At 72.2% G+C, this 16,083-nt stretch carries 7 protein-coding genes and 9 pseudogenes; 2 read left to right on the forward strand and 14 right to left on the reverse strand.

Annotated elements, in window-relative coordinates:
- From ACZ411_RS00840 to ACZ411_RS00905, 14 genes and pseudogenes are all read right to left on the reverse strand, one after another.
- Positions 1–150 (reverse strand): annotated as a pseudogene (locus tag ACZ411_RS00840) (ketol-acid reductoisomerase); the annotation flags it as partial.
- Between the two features lie 103 nt (positions 151–253).
- Positions 254–762: pseudogene (gene ilvN / locus ACZ411_RS00845) on the reverse strand (acetolactate synthase small subunit).
- Positions 763–787: 25 nt separating this feature from the next.
- A pseudogene (locus ACZ411_RS00850) lies at positions 788–2,588 on the reverse strand (acetolactate synthase large subunit); the annotation flags it as partial.
- 55 nt (positions 2,589–2,643) lie between these two features.
- Positions 2,644–4,343: pseudogene (ilvD, locus tag ACZ411_RS00855) on the reverse strand (dihydroxy-acid dehydratase); the annotation flags it as partial.
- A gap of 78 nt (positions 4,344–4,421) precedes the next feature.
- Positions 4,422–4,991: a monovalent cation/H(+) antiporter subunit G gene (mnhG, locus tag ACZ411_RS00860; RefSeq protein WP_464167953.1), complete on the reverse strand. Its 570-nt coding sequence runs from the start codon at positions 4,989–4,991 to the stop codon at positions 4,422–4,424.
- Positions 4,988–5,251, reverse strand: a complete 264-nt coding sequence (locus ACZ411_RS00865) for an MrpF/PhaF family protein (RefSeq protein ID WP_464167796.1) — start codon at positions 5,249–5,251, stop codon at positions 4,988–4,990. The genes mnhG and ACZ411_RS00865 overlap by 4 nt, the downstream gene beginning before the upstream one ends.
- Positions 5,252–5,543: 292 nt before the next feature.
- A pseudogene (locus ACZ411_RS00870) lies at positions 5,544–5,693 on the reverse strand (Na+/H+ antiporter subunit E); the annotation flags it as partial.
- Positions 5,694–5,952: 259 nt separating this feature from the next.
- Positions 5,953–7,530: pseudogene (locus tag ACZ411_RS00875) on the reverse strand (Na+/H+ antiporter subunit D); the annotation flags it as partial.
- Complete coding sequence (locus tag ACZ411_RS00880; RefSeq protein WP_104291017.1) at positions 7,527–8,105, reverse strand: Na(+)/H(+) antiporter subunit C; 579 nt, start codon at positions 8,103–8,105, stop codon at positions 7,527–7,529. The gene ACZ411_RS00880 and the pseudogene ACZ411_RS00875, both read right to left, overlap by 4 nt.
- A gap of 4 nt (positions 8,106–8,109) precedes the next feature.
- Positions 8,110–8,391: an MnhB domain-containing protein gene (locus ACZ411_RS00885; protein WP_464167957.1), complete on the reverse strand. Its 282-nt coding sequence runs from the start codon at positions 8,389–8,391 to the stop codon at positions 8,110–8,112.
- 85 nt (positions 8,392–8,476) lie between these two features.
- Positions 8,477–11,042 (reverse strand): annotated as a pseudogene (locus ACZ411_RS00890) (proton-conducting transporter transmembrane domain-containing protein); the annotation flags it as partial.
- Between the two features lie 137 nt (positions 11,043–11,179).
- Positions 11,180–11,725 (reverse strand): trehalose-phosphatase, encoded by a 546-nt coding sequence (gene otsB, locus ACZ411_RS00895; protein WP_464167798.1) that lies wholly within the window; start codon positions 11,723–11,725, stop codon positions 11,180–11,182.
- 288 nt (positions 11,726–12,013) lie between these two features.
- Positions 12,014–13,607, reverse strand: a pseudogene (locus ACZ411_RS00900) (alpha,alpha-trehalose-phosphate synthase (UDP-forming)).
- A 109-nt stretch (positions 13,608–13,716) separates the two neighbouring features.
- A pseudogene (locus tag ACZ411_RS00905) lies at positions 13,717–14,539 on the reverse strand (fructosamine kinase family protein).
- Between the two features lie 220 nt (positions 14,540–14,759).
- Between ACZ411_RS00905 and ACZ411_RS00910 the strand changes: the two are divergent.
- Both ACZ411_RS00910 and ACZ411_RS00915 read left to right on the forward strand, forming a co-directional pair.
- Positions 14,760–15,698, forward strand: coding sequence for a sugar phosphate isomerase/epimerase family protein (locus ACZ411_RS00910; protein WP_464167800.1), 939 nt, complete (start codon positions 14,760–14,762; stop codon positions 15,696–15,698).
- A 47-nt stretch (positions 15,699–15,745) separates the two neighbouring features.
- Complete coding sequence (locus tag ACZ411_RS00915) at positions 15,746–16,048, forward strand: putative quinol monooxygenase (protein WP_464167802.1); 303 nt, start codon at positions 15,746–15,748, stop codon at positions 16,046–16,048.
- The last annotated feature ends 35 nt before the right edge of the window (positions 16,049–16,083 follow it).

The raw sequence follows: 16,083 nt of genomic DNA on the forward strand, positions 1-16,083 counted from the left end.
ATCTCCCTTGAGGCCGACGACGACCTCGACGCCGGAGTCGCGGAGGTTCAGCGCGTGCGCGTGGCCCTGCGAGCCGTAGCCGATGACGGCCACCTTGCTGCCCTGGATGAGCGAGAGGTCGGCGTCCTTGTCGTAGACGATGTCAGTCACGTGGTGGATCTCCTTGTTCTGTCGTCCCCGCGGGTGACGCGAGGGGCGGCGCCGGGCAGCCCCGCGCGGACGCGGGGTCGGATCTGATGGGTCGGGAGGTGGGCTACGCCGTGCGGAACACGCGGTCGGTGATGGACTTCGACCCGCGGCCCATGGCGAGGCAGGCCGACTGCGCGAGCTCCTTGATGCCGAAGGGCTGAGCACGCGGAGCAGGGCCTGGACCTTGCCCGAGTCGCCCGTGACCTCGATGATGAGCGCGTCCGTGGCCACGTCGACGACGCGGGCGCGGAAGAGGTTCACGGCCTCGAGCACCTGCGAGCGGGTCGTGTTGTCGACGCGCACCTTGACGAGCAGGTGCTCGCGCTCTACCGCCTGGCCGGGGTCGAGCTCCACGATCTTGATGACGTTGACGAGCTTGTTCAGCTGCTTGGTCACCTGCTCGAGCGGGAGCGCCTCGACGTCGACGACGACCGTGATGCGGGACAGGCCCTCGATCTCGCTGGCGCCCACGGCGAGCGACTCGATGTTGAAGCCGCGGCGGGCGAACAGGCCCGCGACGCGGGTCAGGAGGCCCGGCTTGTCCTCCACCAGGAGGCTCAGGATGTGGCTCACTTCTCGTCCTCCCGGTCTCGGCGAGGTCGTCGTCCCAGTCGGGCGCGTGGTCGCGGGCGTACTGCATGGTGCTGTCGCCGAGGCCCTGCGGGACCATCGGCCACACCATCGCGTCGCGGCTGACCACGAAGTCGATGACGACGGGGCGGTCGTTGGTCGCGAGCGCCAGGCGGATCGCGTCGTCCACCTCCTCGGGCTTGGTCACGCGGATCCCGAGGGCGCCGTAGGCGTCGGCCATCTTCACGAAGTCGGGCACCATGCGGGTGCCGCCGCCCGTGTTGAGGTCGGTGTTGGAGTAGCGGCCCTCGTAGAACAGGGTCTGCCACTGCCGCACCATGCCGAGCGACGAGTTGTTGATGATCGCGACCTTGATGGGCATGTTGTTCATCGTGCAGGTGGCGAGCTCCTGGTTGGTCATCTGGAAGCAGCCGTCGCCGTCGATTCCCACACGTGGCGGTCGGGCTGGGCGACCTTCGCGCCCATCGCGGCGGGCACCGAGTAGCCCATGGTGCCGGCGCCGCCGGAGTTCAGCCAGGAGTTGGGGCGCTCGTACTTGATGAACTGCGCCGCCCACATCTGGTGCTGGCCGACGCCGGAGGAACACGCCCTCCGGGCCGGTGATCTCGCCGATGCGCTGGATGACGTACTGGGGCGCGCGAGGGCGCCGTCCGCGGGCGGCGTGTAGCCGAGTGGGGAACTCCTCGCGGAGCCCCTCGAGGTACGTCCACCAGTCGGCGATGTCCTGCGGGGCGGAGGCGGGCGGCCTTCGCCTCGCGGAAGGCGACGACGAGGTCGGCGATGACGTCCTTCGCGTCGCCCACGATGGGGACGTCGGCGATGCGGATCTTCGAGATCTCGGCGGGGTCGACGTCGACGTGCACGACCTTCGCGTTCGGGGCGAACAGCGATGCCTTGCCGGTGACGCGGTCGTCGAAGCGGGCACCGAGCGAGACGAGGAGGTCGGACTCCTGCAGCGCCAGCACGGCCGGGACCGTGCCGTGCATCCCGGGCATGCCGAGCTGCTGCGGGTGGGAGTCGGGGAAGGCGCCGCGGGCCATGAGCGTCGTGACGACGGGCGCGCCGACCGCCTCGGCGAGCGCCAGCAGCTCCTCGTGCGCCTTGGCGCGGATGACCCCGCCGCCCACGTAGTAGACCGGGCTTCTTCGCCTCGACCAGCAGCTGCGCGGCGGCCTGGATCTGCTTGCCGTGCGCCTTGACGACCGGGCGGTAGCCGGGGAGGTCGATCTTCGGCGGCCAGTGGAACGGCGCCTCGAGCTGCTGCGCGTCCTTCGTGATGTCGACGAGCACCGGGCCCGGCGGCCCGTGGAGGCGATGGTACGCCGACGCGATGGTCGACGGGATGTCCTCGGGCCGCGTCACCAGGAAGCTGTGCTTCGTGATGGGCATCGTGATGCCCACGATGTCCGCCTCCTGGAAGGCGTCGGTGCCCATGAGGGTGGAGAAGACCTGGCCCGTGATGGCGAGGAGCGGGACCGAGTCCATGTACGCGTCCGCGATGGCGGTGACGAGGTTCGTCGCGCCCGGCCCGGAGGTCGCGATGCAGATGCCGTGCGTCCGCTCGAGGACGCGTAGCCCTGCGGTGGGCCGGCGCCCTGCGGCTCGTGGCGGACGAGGATGTGGCGCAGCTTCGTCAGTCTCATGAGCGGGTCGTAGGTGGGGAGGATGGCGCCGCCGGGGAGGCCGAAGATGTCGTCGACCCCGAGGAGCTCGAGGGTGCGGACGACGGCCTCGGCTCCGGTGAGCATCTCGTCGCCGGTGGTGGTGGGGGCCTGCGGCGTGGGCGGCGGGGTGGGCAGAGCTGGCATGAGTGCGCGATTCCTGGGAGAGGGTGCGGAAGGTGAGGAGGGGGAGGGCATCCCGGCTCATCGCGCCCTCGGCGGCCGAGTGCACGAGACGGGCGTACTTGGCGAGGACTCCGCGCGTGTAGCGCGGCGGGAGAGGTGCCCACCCCTCACGGCGGGCGGCGAGCTCGGCCTCGTCGACCAGTAGGTCGAGCGTGCGAGCGGCGATGTCGACGCGGATCCGGTCTCCATCGCGCACGAAGGCGACGGGACCTGCGTCCACCGCCTCGGGAGCCATGTGGCCGATGCGCCAGTCCGGTTGTGCCGCCTGAGAATCGACCGTCCGTCAAGAGTAGTACATCCTTGCCGAGGCCGGCGCCCTTGATGGCGCCGGTGATGGCGAGCATCTCGCGCATGCCGGGGCCGCCCTTCGGACCCTCGTCACCGCGGATGACGACGACGTCGCCCTTCGAGATGCGGCCCTCCGTCAGCGCGTCCATGGCGGCGCGCTCGCGCTCGAAGAACACGCGGGCCGGGCCCTCGAACACGTCGAGGTCGAAGCCGGCGGTCTTGAGCGACCACCGCGCCCTCCGGGGCGAGCGACCCGTGCAGGACGCTGATGCCGCCGGTCGGCGTGGATGGGGTCGTCGAGCGTGCGGATGACCGTGCCGTCGAGGTCCGCGAGGTCCATCGACTCCAGGTTCTCCCGCATGGTGCGGCCCGTGACCGTCATGACGTCGCCGTGGAGGAGGCCCGCGTCGAGCAGGGCCTTCATGACCACGGGCACGCCGCCGACGCGGTCGACGTCGTTCATGACGAAGCGCCCGAAGGGCTTGAGGTCGCCGAGGTGCGGGACGCGGTCGGCGATGCGGTTGAAGTCGGACAGCTGCAGGTCGACCTCGGCCTCGCGCGCGATGGCGAGGAGGTGGAGGACCGCGTTCGTGGAGCCGCCGAACGCCATGACGACGGAGATGGCGTTCTCGAACGCCTCCTTGGTCATGATGTCGCGCGCCGTGATGCCCTTCGCGATGAGGTTGACGACGGCCTCGCCGGAGCGGTGCGCGAAGTAGTCGCGGCGGCGGTCGGCGCTCGGCGGCGCGGCCGAGCCCGGCAGGCTCATGCCGAGGGCCTCGGCGACGCTCGCCATGGTGTTGGCCGTGTACATGCCGCCGCAGGCGCCCTCGCCCGGGCAGATGGCCTTCTCGATGCGGGTCAGGTCCTCCTGGCTCATCGTGCCGGCCTTGCACGCGGCTACGGCCTCGAAGGCGTCGATGATCGTGACGTCCTTCTCGGTGCCGTCGGAGAGCTTGACCCAGCCGGGCGCGATGGACCCCGCGTAGAGGAACACCGACGACAGGTCGAGGCGGGCGGCCGCCATGAGCATGCCGGGCAGCGACTTGTCGCAGCCGGCGAGGAGCACCGAGCCGTCGAGGCGCTCGGCCATCATCACGGTCTCGACGCTGTCGGCGATGACCTCGCGGGAGACGAGCGAGAAGTGCATGCCCTCGTGGCCCATGGAGATGCCGTCGCTGACGGAGATGGTGCCGAACTGGAGCGGGTAGCCGCCGCCCGCGTGGACGCCCTCCTTCGACGCCTGCGCGAGGCGGTCGAGGCTGAGGTTGCAGGGGGTGATCTCGCTCCAGGAGCTGGCGACGCCGATCTGGGGCTTCACCCAGTCCTCGTCGCCCATGCCGACGGCGCGGAGCATGCCGCGCGCCGCGGTGGCCTCGATCCCATCGGTGACGTCGCGGCTCCGGGCTTCATGTCGATCTCAGGCATGGCATGAGTTTAGGTCCTCGCAGGGAGCACTCCCGGCGTCGGACGGAGCGGACGGAGCCGCGCGGACGGGCGGGATCGTCAGCCGATGCCCGGGGGCAGGCCTCCGGCGCGCGCGTCGTCGTCCCGGCCGTCGTGCCCGGGGTCGGCGGCGACGGGCGACTCCACGTCGCGGGGGCCCGCTCCGCCGGCGACGTGGCCGGCCTCCTCGGCGGCGATGTTCTCCGCGGATCCCACGGGCAGCGTGGACGCATCCACCTCGTCGGCCGCGCGCAGCTCGTCATGGGCGCGGTCGATCGCCTCCTCCAGCTCGTCGACGAGGAGGTCCTCGCGGAGGAAGTGGCGGAGGCGGTATCCCGCGCGGCCGACCATGTGCGCCGAGACGGGAGCCGTCAGCATCTGGAAGAGGAGGACGGGGACGAGCATCACCGCGGTGCTGAGGCTCTGCGACTGCAGGGCGAGGGCGAGGAGCACCAGGATCACGCCGAGGATCTGCGGCTTGGTCGCGGCGTGCATGCGCGCCAGCGGGTCGGGGAAGCGCAGGAGGCCCACGCCCGCCGCGACCGACAGGACGCCGCCGAGGACCAGCAGCACCAGGCTGACGAGGTCGAGGGCGTCGGCGAGCGGTCCGGACACGAGGATGTCGTTCACGACGGGTCCTGCTTCGAGACGTAGCGGGCGACGGCGACCGTGGCGAGGAACGCCGTCATGGCGAGCACGAGCATGACGGGGACCGTGCGCGTGTGGCCGTTGTAGATCATCTCGGCGCCCAGCACGCAGATGAGCGTGGTGAGGAGCACGTCGGACGCGATGATCCGGTCGAGGATGCTGGGGCCGCGGACGATGCGGACGACGGCCATCACGGCCGCGGCGAAGAACAGCGCGCCGACCACGACGTAGCCGACCTGCATGACGACGCTGACGACAAGCTCCTCCCCCTGTGGTCGTGATGGTAGTCCGGCCTCCAGGTCGCGATCGCGCACGAGCTCGTGCGCGCGCTGCTTCCGGCTCTGCAGGAGCGGCTCCCGGCCGGACTCCCGGCGCTCGCGGTTGATCCGCCAGATGTCGTCGGCCGTGCCCAGCGTGTACACGATGCGGCTCTCCACCCGCAGGGTGTTCTCGCGCACGCGCTCCACCGCTCCCGGGGGTCGAGGTGCCGAGGGCGTGCAGGTACAGGATCGAGCGCTCGCGGGCTCGCTCCACCACGATCGAGCCGGGGACGAGCGAGACCACCTCGGCCGCGAGCGTCATGACGAAGTCGCTGCGCGTGTGGAGGTGCACGGCGATGACCGCGTTGACGGGGACGCGGCGCCAGTCGAAGGCCTGTGCGGCCACCTGGAAGGAGGCGCGCACCAGGTCGACCGGCGAAGTGGCCGAGCAGGATGAACGCCCACCGGATGTCGAACCGGCCGGACAGCTCCACGGGCGGCAGGTAGAACACGCGCGTCACCAGGAGCGCGAGGACGATGCCGGTGACCACCGAGATGACCGTGACGTGGCCCCATAGGAGGAGCCAGAGGATCACGAGCCACACGAGCAGGGGCAGCTGCACGAGCAGGGTCAGCCGCTCGGCCCGGGCGCGGGCGCGACGCGGCGTCATCGGACGCCTCCCGGGGAACACGGTCTCGACGTAGCCCTGCTCGCCGGAGCCGACGCCGGACCCGGGACCGGTGAGGCTCTCCCCCGCACGCTCGGCGAGCGCGTAGACGGGGCCGGCGAAGACGGTGAGGGCGACGCTGACGACGACCATGCCGGCCGTCGCGCCCGTCATGAGCACTGGCGTCTCGACCGTCGTGACCGCCTCGCCGCCCGGGCGCTCGGAGAGCTGGTCGAGCAGCGGGACTCGTAGTCCTCGACCTCCTCCGCTCCGCGCCAGAACGCCATGTTCCAGACGCGGGCGAGGGCGTAGAGCGTGAGGAGGCTGGTGGCCGCGCCCGCCGCGATGACCGCGTAGGTGAGCCAGCCGCCGACCTCGGCACCCGAGTCGAAGAGCGCGACCTTGCCGATGAAGCCGGAGAACGGGGGGATGCCGCCGAGGTTCAGCGCCGGGATGAAGAACAGGATCGCCATGACCGGCGCCGCCTTCAGCAGGCCGCCGAGCCGGTCTGATGGACGTGCTGCCGCCCGCTGCGCTCGATGAGAACCCGACGCGAGGAGAGCGTGCCGTCCGCACCACGATGTGGTGGATCACGTAGTAGATGGTCGCCGTCATGCCCGCGACGGTGTTGAGGGCGATGCCGAAGATCATGTACCCGATGTGGCTCACGAGCGTGAACGACAGGAGCCTCTTGATGTCGGCCTGCGCGACCGCGCCGAGGATGCCGATGACCATGGTCAGCGCCGCGACCACCATGAGCGCCGTGGAGAGCTGGTCGGTGGGGAGCATGACCGTCTCCGTGCGGAGGATCGCGTAGACGCCGACCTTCGTGAGCAGACCCTGCGAACACCGCCGTGACGGGCGCGGGCGCCGTCGGGTAGGAGTCCGGCAGCCAGAACGACAGCGGGAAGACCGCCGCCTTGATGCCGAAGGCGACCAGCAGCATGATGTGCAGGATCAGCTGCACGTCCGGCGGGATCTCGTCGAGCCGCACCGAGATCTGGGCGATGTTCACCGTGCCGAGGGCGCCGTAGATCATCGCGATCGAGGCGAGGAACAGCATCGACGAGACCAGGCTGACGACGATGTACGTGACGCCCGCGCGGATGCGCGCCTCCGTGCCGCCGAGGGTGAGGAGCACGTAGCTCGCCACCAGCAGGATCTCGAAGCCGACGTAGAGGTTGAACAGGTCGCCCGCGACGAAGGCGTTGAAGACGCCCGCGGCGAGGATGAGGTACGTCGGGTTGTAGATGGAGACCGGCGTCTCGCCGTCGCCGTCCTCGAGGCCCTGCCCGATCGAGAACATGAGGACCGCCAGCAGCACGATCGACGAGATCAGCAGCATCAGCGCGGAGAGCCGGTCGACGACGAGGACGATGCCGAACGGCGCCGCCACCCGCCGACCTCGACGGACTGGCCGCCCTGCTGGTCGACCAGGACGAGGAGCACGGCGCTGATCGCCACCACGATCACGAGCGCCAGCACGGAGACCGCCACCTGGAGGCGGCGCTGACGCGCGGCGACGAGCGCGGCGGCCGCGCCGAGGAGCGGCACCAGGACGACGAGCGGGATGAGGGACTGGAACACGGTCACTTCGCCTCGCCCCCGTCCGTCGCGCCACGGTCGTGCCGTTCCGCGCGGATGGTGCGGAAGTCGCGGTGGTCGTCGTCGTCGGCGGAGTCGTCGATGGCTTCTTCCAGGTCGGATCGGTTGTCGCGCAGCTGCCGGGCGGAGGCGATGGCCGCCTCCGCATTGGTGCCGAACTCGGTGTCGTCGTCGTCCGGGACGGTCGGCTCCTCGCCGAGTCCCGTGCGCGGGCCGCGCATCGCGAGGTCGTCCTCGTCGTCCGTGACGACGTCGGCGTTCGCCAGGCGCCAGGAGCGGTAGATGAGCGCCATCAGGAACGCGGAGACGCCGAAGGTGATGACGATGGCGGTGAGGATGAGCGCCTGCGGCAGCGGGTCCGCGTACTCCGACGGGTCGACGTCCTCGTCGTAGATGGGCGCGAGGCCCACCCGCCCGGACATGATGAGGATGAGGATGTTGGTCGCGTTGCCGACGAGCAGGAACCCGAGGAGCACGCGCGTCATGCTGCGCTCGAGCATGAGGTAGATTCCCGTCGCGTACAGCGCGGCCATGATCACGATGAGGGTGACGGAGACGCTCACACGCTCACCCCCTGCTCGGTCTCGATGCCGTCCGCTCCCTGCTCGACCGTGCGGTCGCTCTCCTCCTGGCGGTCGACCTCCGCGCCGAGGCTGCGGAGCACGTCGAGACGCGCAGGCCGACGACGACGAGGTAGACGCCGACGTCGAAGAAGGTGCTGGTGACGAACTCGACGTGCCCGATGAGCGGCACCTCGGTGTCGATCCAGGTGGAGGCGAGGGCGTCGGCGCCGAAGACGAGGGGCACGGCGGCGGTGCCGACCGCGAACACGAGGCCCGTGCCGAGCACTCGTCCGGCGTCGACGGGGGCCGCCGCGCCGAGCTCGCAGCGGGCCGCCCGCGAGGTACCGGGCGACGAGGGCCATGCCCGCGAGGAGGCCGCCCGCGAAGCCGCCGCCCGGCAGGTTGTGACCCGCGAACAGCAGGTAGACGGACACGACGATGAGGCTGTGGAAGAGGAGGCGCACGACGACCTCGAGCAGGATCGACCGGTTCTGGGGCGCGAGGGTGCGCCCCGCGAGGAGCCAGGGGCTGCGCTCCGAGCGCCGGCTGTCCTTCAGCGCCTGGCGGGACATGCCGTGCGGCCGTCGGCGCCCTGCTCGACCTCGAGCGGAGCGGCGTCCGGGTCGCGCCGGCCGGAGAGCCGGGCGAGGAGGCTGCGGCGCGACGGCGCCGTGAAGACGGGGCAGCGAGTCGGTGCGGCGGTTGAGGAAGATGAGGCTGGCGACGCCCGTGGCCGCCACGATGAGCACGGAGATCTCGCCCATGGTGTCCCAGCCGCGCATGTCGACGAGCGTGACGTTCACGACGTTGCTGCCGTGACCCTGCTCGTAGGCGAGGCGCGGGAACTCGAGCGAGATGGGCGTCGCCACGCGGGCGCCGAGCGCGACGACCGCCACTGTGGACATCAGCACGGCGACCGCGATGCCGATGGACGCCCGCCAGACGGGGTGCACCGAGCGGTTCCGCTCCCCCAGCCGCACGGGCAGGCGGCGGAGGACGAGCACGAACGCGACCAGCGTGATCGTCTCGATGAGCACCTGCGTGAGCGCGAGGTCGGGCGCTGTGCAGCGCGAAGAGGGCGGCCATGCCGTACCCGGTGACGCCCACGAGGACGACCGCCTGGAACCGCTTGCCGGCGCGCGCGGCGGCGATGGCCGCGACGATCATCACGATGCCGATGACGGGCTGCGCGGGGTGGTCGAAGGGCACCGCGGTGGTCGGCCAGGACCGGTTGAGCGCGAGCGCGGCGCCGACCGAGCCGATGAGCACCAGCAGGATGACGCCCAGGTAGAACGGCAGCGAGCCGCGCTGCGTGGTGGCGGTGGTGCGCGCCGCGACCCGGTCGATGAGGCGCATGGACGCCCAGTAGATGCGCGCCGCGTCGATCCACGACGGCACCCGCGACTGCAGCGCGAACACCCCGTCGCGGAGGCGGAACATCGCGAGGCCCACCACGAGCGTGCCCGCGGAGATGAACAGCGCGGGCTCCAGCCCGTGCCAGAGGGCCAGGTGGTAGGTGTGGTCCGGCTCCCCGGACGTCCCCGCGCTGACGGCGGGCAGCGTGTCCGCGTACCCGGCGACCCAGCCGTCGACCGACGATGCGAGGAACCCGAGCACCAGCCCGGTCGCGGCGAGGACGGCGGGCGGCACGAGGAAGTCGAGGTGCTCGTGCACCGGCTGGACCTCGTCCACCCCGCGCTTGCGGGCGAACGCGCCCCACATGAAGCGCGCGCTGTAGGCGACCGTGAGGCACGAGCCGACGGAGACGCCCACGAGCGCGACCCAGCCGAGGCCGCCGCCGAGCTCCGCGTCGAGGAGGAGCCCCGAGAGCACGGCCTCCTTGGCGACGAAGCCGAGGAACGGCGGGAGGCCCGCCATGCTGGCGAGGGCGAGCGCCGTGATGACCGCGAGGACCGGCGCCTTGCGGCCGAGGCCGCTGATCTTGCGGAGGTCGCGGGTGCCGGCCCGGTGGTCCACCACGCCCACGACGAGGAACAGGGTGGCCTTGAACAGTGCGTGCGCGAGGAGGAGGGCGACGCCCGCGAGGGCCGCGTCGCGCGTGCCGTAGCCCACCACGACGGTGAGGAACCCCAGCTGGCTCACGGTGCCGTAGGCGAGGACGAGCTTCAGGTCCATCTGCTTCAGCGCGCGCCAGCCGCCGACGAGCATGGTCGCGACGCCGAGGCCCACCAGGAGGACGCGCCAGCCCGGGACGTCCGCGTAGCCCGGGGCCAGGCGCGCGATGAGGTAGATGCCCGCCTTCACCATCGCGGCGGCGTGGAGGTACGCGCTCACGGGGGTCGGCGCGGCCATGGCGGCCGGGAGCCAGAAGTGGAAGGGGACGAGCGCCGACTTCGAGAGCGCGCCGAGGAGGACCAGCACGACGGCTACGGGGATCAGCGGGCCGCCGGGTGGATCCGCCACGAGCGACGCGAGGCTCGTCGTGCCGCCCGCGACCGAGAGGATGACGAGCCCGACGAGCATCGCGAGCCCGCCGGCCGTGGTGACGAGGAGCGCCTGCAGGGCGGCGCCGCGGCTCGCCTTCTTGCCCGTGTAGTGGCCGATGAGCAGGTAGGAGAGGACGCTCGTGGCCTCCCAGAACGTGAACAGCACGAAGACGTCGTCGGCGAGCACCAGGCCGTACATGACGCCGGCGAACGCGAGCAGGAGTCCCGCGAACCGTCCCAGGCCCTCCTCCGACGAGCGGAAGTAGCGGGCGCAGTACAGGAGCACCAGCGCGCCGACGCCCGTGACGACGAGCGAGAGGAGCCACGACAGCGCGTCCATGCGCATGTCGAGGGCGATGCCGAGCGACGGGATCCAGGTGAGGCGCTCGACGACCTCGCCGTCCGGCAGGACCGCCGGCGCCTGCGCGACGGTGTAGGCGAAGGCCGCCGCGGGCACGAGGGCGGCGACGAGGAAGGCACGGACGCCCATGGCGCGGGCGAGGAACGGCACGGCGACGGACGCCAGGAGGAACACCGAGAGGAGGACGAGCACGTACGGTCTCCCTCGCGAGTCGGCTGGTGTCCCAGTCTACCTGGGCTCCGCCTGGGAGTTCGGGGACGGGTGCGTCAGCGGGACAGGAGGGCGGGGTCGCCGCGCAGGTCCGCGAGCACCTGCAGCACGCGCGCCACGTCGTGCGGGCCGTTGACGCGGAAGTCCGCCGCGGTCGCGCCCGCACCGCTCTTGAGGCCGAGGTCGCCGGCCTGGAGCGCGGCGAAGGCGTCCTCGTCGGTCACGTCGTCGCCCGCGTAGAAGACGGCCGTGGCCTCCGCGTAGCGGCGCAGGTGCTCCACCGCCTCGCCCTTGGTGGCCTGCCGGATGCTGAACTCCAGCACGTCCTTGCCGGAGCGCACCTTGAGGCCGTCGACCTCGGCGTGCGCCTCCTGCGTCGCCACGAGGTGCGCGATGCGGCTGTGGCGCTCGGTCGCGAGGCGGGTGTGCAGGGCGAAGCCCGCCGGCTTCTCCTCGATCCAGACCTCGTCGAGCGAGTCGGCGACCTGGCCGAGCACGTCGGAGAGGACCCCGCGCTGCTCCAGCTCGTCGGCGTCCAGCACGAGCTCGATGTCGTCGCTGTCGAGGCGGATCTCGACGCCGTGCGAGCCCACCAGCAGCACCTCGTCCGGCAGGTCGGCGACGGCCTCGAGGCTCCGCAGCGCCCTGACCGGAGACGAGCGCGACGCGCGTGTCCGGGAGCGCGAGGAGCGCGAGCACGGCGGCGCGGGCCTCGGGGACGGCGCGCGCCTTCTCGGGGTCGTCGACCTCGGGCGCGAGCGTGCCGTCGAAGTCGAGGGCGACCAGGAGACGCGGCGTGCGCGCCAGCTCCGTGAGCGCCTCGAACAGGCGACCGGGGAAGCCGCGGCCGCCCTTGGCCTGGATGTCGGTGTCGAGCTCGACCACGGGCGCTACCAGCCCTCGTCCATGAGCGGCTCGACGACCTCTTCGTCGGGGCCCTCGTGGATGGAGGCGGCGTGCGTGCGCCCCAGGTCGGCGAGGAACGAGCTCGACCAGGCGGCGACGTCGTTCTCGAAGACGCGCTTGCGGAGCGAGCGCATGCGCTTGCGCTGCTCGGCGACCGGCATCTCGATGGCGCGGAGGATCGACTCCTTGAGCCCCTCGATGTCGTGCGGGTTCACGAGGAGCGCGGCCTTCAGCTCGTCCGCGGCGCCCGCGAACTCGCTGAGCACCAGGACGCCCTGGTCGGAGCGCTTCGTCGCGACGTACTCCTTGGCGACGAGGTTCATGCCGTCGCGGAGCGCGGTGACGAGCATCACGTCGGCCGCGAGGCACAGCGCGACCATCTCCTCCTTGGGGTACCCGTGGTGCAGGTAGCTGATGGCCGTGTGGCTGATGGAGCCGTAGTCGCCGTTGATGCGGCCGACCGTGAGCTCGATCTCGTCCCGCAGCTGCCGGTACGTCTCGACGCGCTCCCGGCTGGGGCTCGCGACCTGCACGAGGGTCGCGTCCTCGACCTTGACCCGGCCGTCGGCGAGCAGCTCCCCGAAGGCCTTGAGGCGGTGCCCGATGCCCTTCGTGTAGTCGAGCCGGTCGACGCCGAGGAGGATCGTCCGCGGGTTGCCGAGGTCGGCGCGGATCTGGCGCGCGCGCTCCTGGATGGCGGGGTCCTTCGCCATCTCCTCGCAGCTCCGCGCGTCGATGGAGATGGGGCAGCGCTTCGCGATGACGGGCCGGGTCCGGCAGCTCGCGGACCGGCTTCGAGGGCTTCGTGCCGGGGACCGTGAGCGCCACGCCGCCGCGCACGGGCACGTCGACCGTGGATCCGCGGGTCGTGTACCCGAACAGCCGACGGACGGCGCGCGTGAAGTTGCCCGCGTCGGCCACCCGCTGGAAGCCGATCACGTCGGCGCCGAGGAGGCCCTCGATGATCTGGGTGCGCCACGGGAGCTGCGAGTAGATGCCGTAGGGCGGGAAGGGGATGTGGTTGAAGAAGCCGATGGTGAGGTCGGGGCGCTTCTCGCGCAGCATCTTGGGGACGAGCTGCAGCTGGTAGTCCTGCACCCACACCGTCGCCCCCGGCGCGGCGGCGAGGGCCGCGGCGTCGGCGAAGCGCTGGTTGACCGTGACGTACGTGTCCCACCACTCGCGGTGGTAGCTCGGCTGCGCGATCACGTCGTGGTACAGCGGCCACAGGGTGTCGTTGGAGAAGCCCTCGTAGTACTCGGCGAGGTCCTGCTCGGAGAGCGTGACGGGGATGATCGAGATGCCGTCGTCGACGAAGGGCGCCACGTCGTGGTCGGCGATGCCCGGCCAGCCGATCCACGCGCCCTCGTTGGCGCGCATGACGGGCTCGAGCGCCGTGACCAGGCCGCCCGGCGAGTGGCGCCAGGAGGTGGTGCCGTCGGCGGCGACGACGCGGTCGACGGGGAGGCGGTTCGACACGACGACGAGGTCGTAGGTGCCGGGCTCGACCTCGTCGGCGTCGGCGCCGGTCGTCGTCGGCTCGGTCGCGGAGGAGGTGGATGAGGGTGGCGGAGTCACGGTTCCCGTCTCGGTCGCGCAGAGCTTCGTGGTGCCTGCTCGGCTCTCACGCAGGCTACCAGCCCGGTCGTCGCCCGACCGGGAGGAGGGTGGCCCGTGACCCCACGCGTCACATGCGCAGCACCGCCCGCGCGGCGTCGTGCAGCGCGTCGCCGTAGGCCGGTCCGTGCGAGGCGGCGTGCACGGCGAGCGGGTGGAGCTGGTGCAGCGGGACGCGGGAGCGCCAGCCCGCGACGAGGGATCCCGTGTCCGCGTACGCGCCGAGGAGGTCCTCGAGCCCGGGGCAGCCGAAGAGCGCGAGCATGGCGAGGTCGGTCTCCCGGTGGCCGCCGTGCGCGGCCGGGTCGATGAGGACCGCGCCCGTCCCGGGTCCACTGCACGTTCCCCGACCAGAGGTCGCCGTGGATCCGGGCCGGTGGCCGCCCGTCGTCGAACCGGCCGTCGGCGCACGCCGCGCAGGCGCGCTCCACGTCGGCCGCCTGCGCCGGGGTCGCGTGCCCGGCGTCGACCGCGCGGCGGAGGTAGGGCAGCACGCGCTCCCGGGCGTACCAGGCGCCCCAGCCTCCCGCCCGCGCATCGCCGTCCGCCGTCGGCCGCGTCGCGGCGGCCTCCACCGACAGCGCCTGGCGCCCGATGAAGGCCGGCCCGGCGAGCCTCGGCGGAGGCGACCCGAACGCGGGGGCGCCCGCGTCGTGCGTCGCGGCGAGCGCCGTGCCGAGGGCGCGGGCCGACTCCCGCGTCGGTCGCGCGGGGCCGAGGCGCTCCAGGTCGATGCGGCCGGGCGCGACCGCGACGACGCGGACCACGCGCGCTCCCCCGCGGGCCTCCGCCTCGGCGAGCCACGCGAGACCCGCGGCCTCCGCCTCGAAGAACCCCGGCGGGGCGTCCGCCCGCTCCTTGCGGAACACCCGCCCGTCCGATGCCGTCGCCATGCGCGTCCCTCCCGATGCGGGCGGCGCGCCGCCCCTCCACCACGTCCGTCGATGACCCCCAGCCTGCCGTCATCACGTGTCCGCGTCGCGCATCCGACACGCGCCGGACGGGCCGCGTACCCCGAGCGCCCAGTGACGGCCGGTACGCTCGCCGACGTGATCCGTGTCGGAATGAGCACGACCTGCGTGTACCCCCCAGCCCGTCGACGCCGCCTTCTCCATGGCGGGTCGGGCGGGCTTCGACGGCGTCGAGATCATGGTGACGAACGACGAGGTCACCCAGGACGCCGCGGCGCTGCGCGCCATGTCGGAGAAGCACGGCCTGCCGATCATGTCGATCGACGCGCCCGTCCTGCTCCTCACCCACTTCGTGTGGGGCCGCGATCCGAAGGTGAAGCTGGAGCGCTCCGCGGAGCTCGCCGCCGCGGTCGGCGCGCCCGCCGTCGTCGTGCACCCGCCGTTCCGCTGGCAGGCCGGCTACGCCGAGTCGTTCCTCGAGATCGTCCGCTCCATCCAGACGTCGACCGGCGTCGAGATCGCCGTCGAGAACATGTTCCCGTGGCAGGTCGCGGGCCGCAGCATGAAGGCGTACGCGCCCGGCTGGGACCCGACCGTCATGGACTGCGACGCGACCACCCTCGACTTCTCCCACGCGGCGCTCTCCGGGCAGGACGCCCTCGAGATGGCGAGGACCCTGGGATCCCGCCTCCGCCACGTGCACCTGTGCGACGGCTCGGGGATCGCAGGACGACGGCCGCGTCTTCGACGAGCACCTCCTCCCGGGCCGCGGCACGCAGCCGGTCGCCGAGACGCTGCGCTGGCTCGCCGAGCAGGGCTGGGACGGCGGCGTCGTCGCCGAGGTCAACACCCGCAAGGCCAAGACGGAGGAGCAGCGGCTCGAGATGCTCATCGAGACGCGCGAGTTCGCCCAGCGGCAGCTGCGGCTCGACACGGCTCCCGAGCGGACGCCCGTCGTGCCGCCCACCCTCTCGGGGTACCGCAAGCTCCGCACGGCCCTCCGCCGCGACCGCTGACGCCGCAGCCCGACGCGCGCCCGCCCCGCGACGGGCTCCCCCGCCGACACGCCCGCGACCGGCGGGAGGGCATGCTCCTCGGTGCGTCGCGGTTGGATGGGGCAGGGGAACGTCCCCGCACATGAGCGATGTCGCGCGGCCCCGCCGGCCCGGCGTCAGGACCGGAGACACCATGAGCACCACCGTGCACCTCGAGATCCAGGTCGACGAGACCCGCCTGGCCGACGTCGCCGACGTCCTCGCCGAGACCCTGCAGGCGACGCGCGCGTTCGCGGGCAACGAGGGCCTCGAGGTCCTGGTCGACGACGCCGACCCCGCGCGCATGATCGTCGTGGAGCAGTGGACGAGCACCGCCGACCACGACGCCTACGTCGCCTGGCGCGCCACCCCGGAGGGCGCTGCGCGCCTCGGCGAGGTGCTGGCCGCGCCTCCCGTGACCCGCGTGTTCAGCGGGCGCATCGCGCTCGCGCTCTAGCCGCCTCCCGCACGACGAGGGCCGACCGGCGATCC

The organism is Clavibacter sp. AC415 (assembly GCF_979252985.1).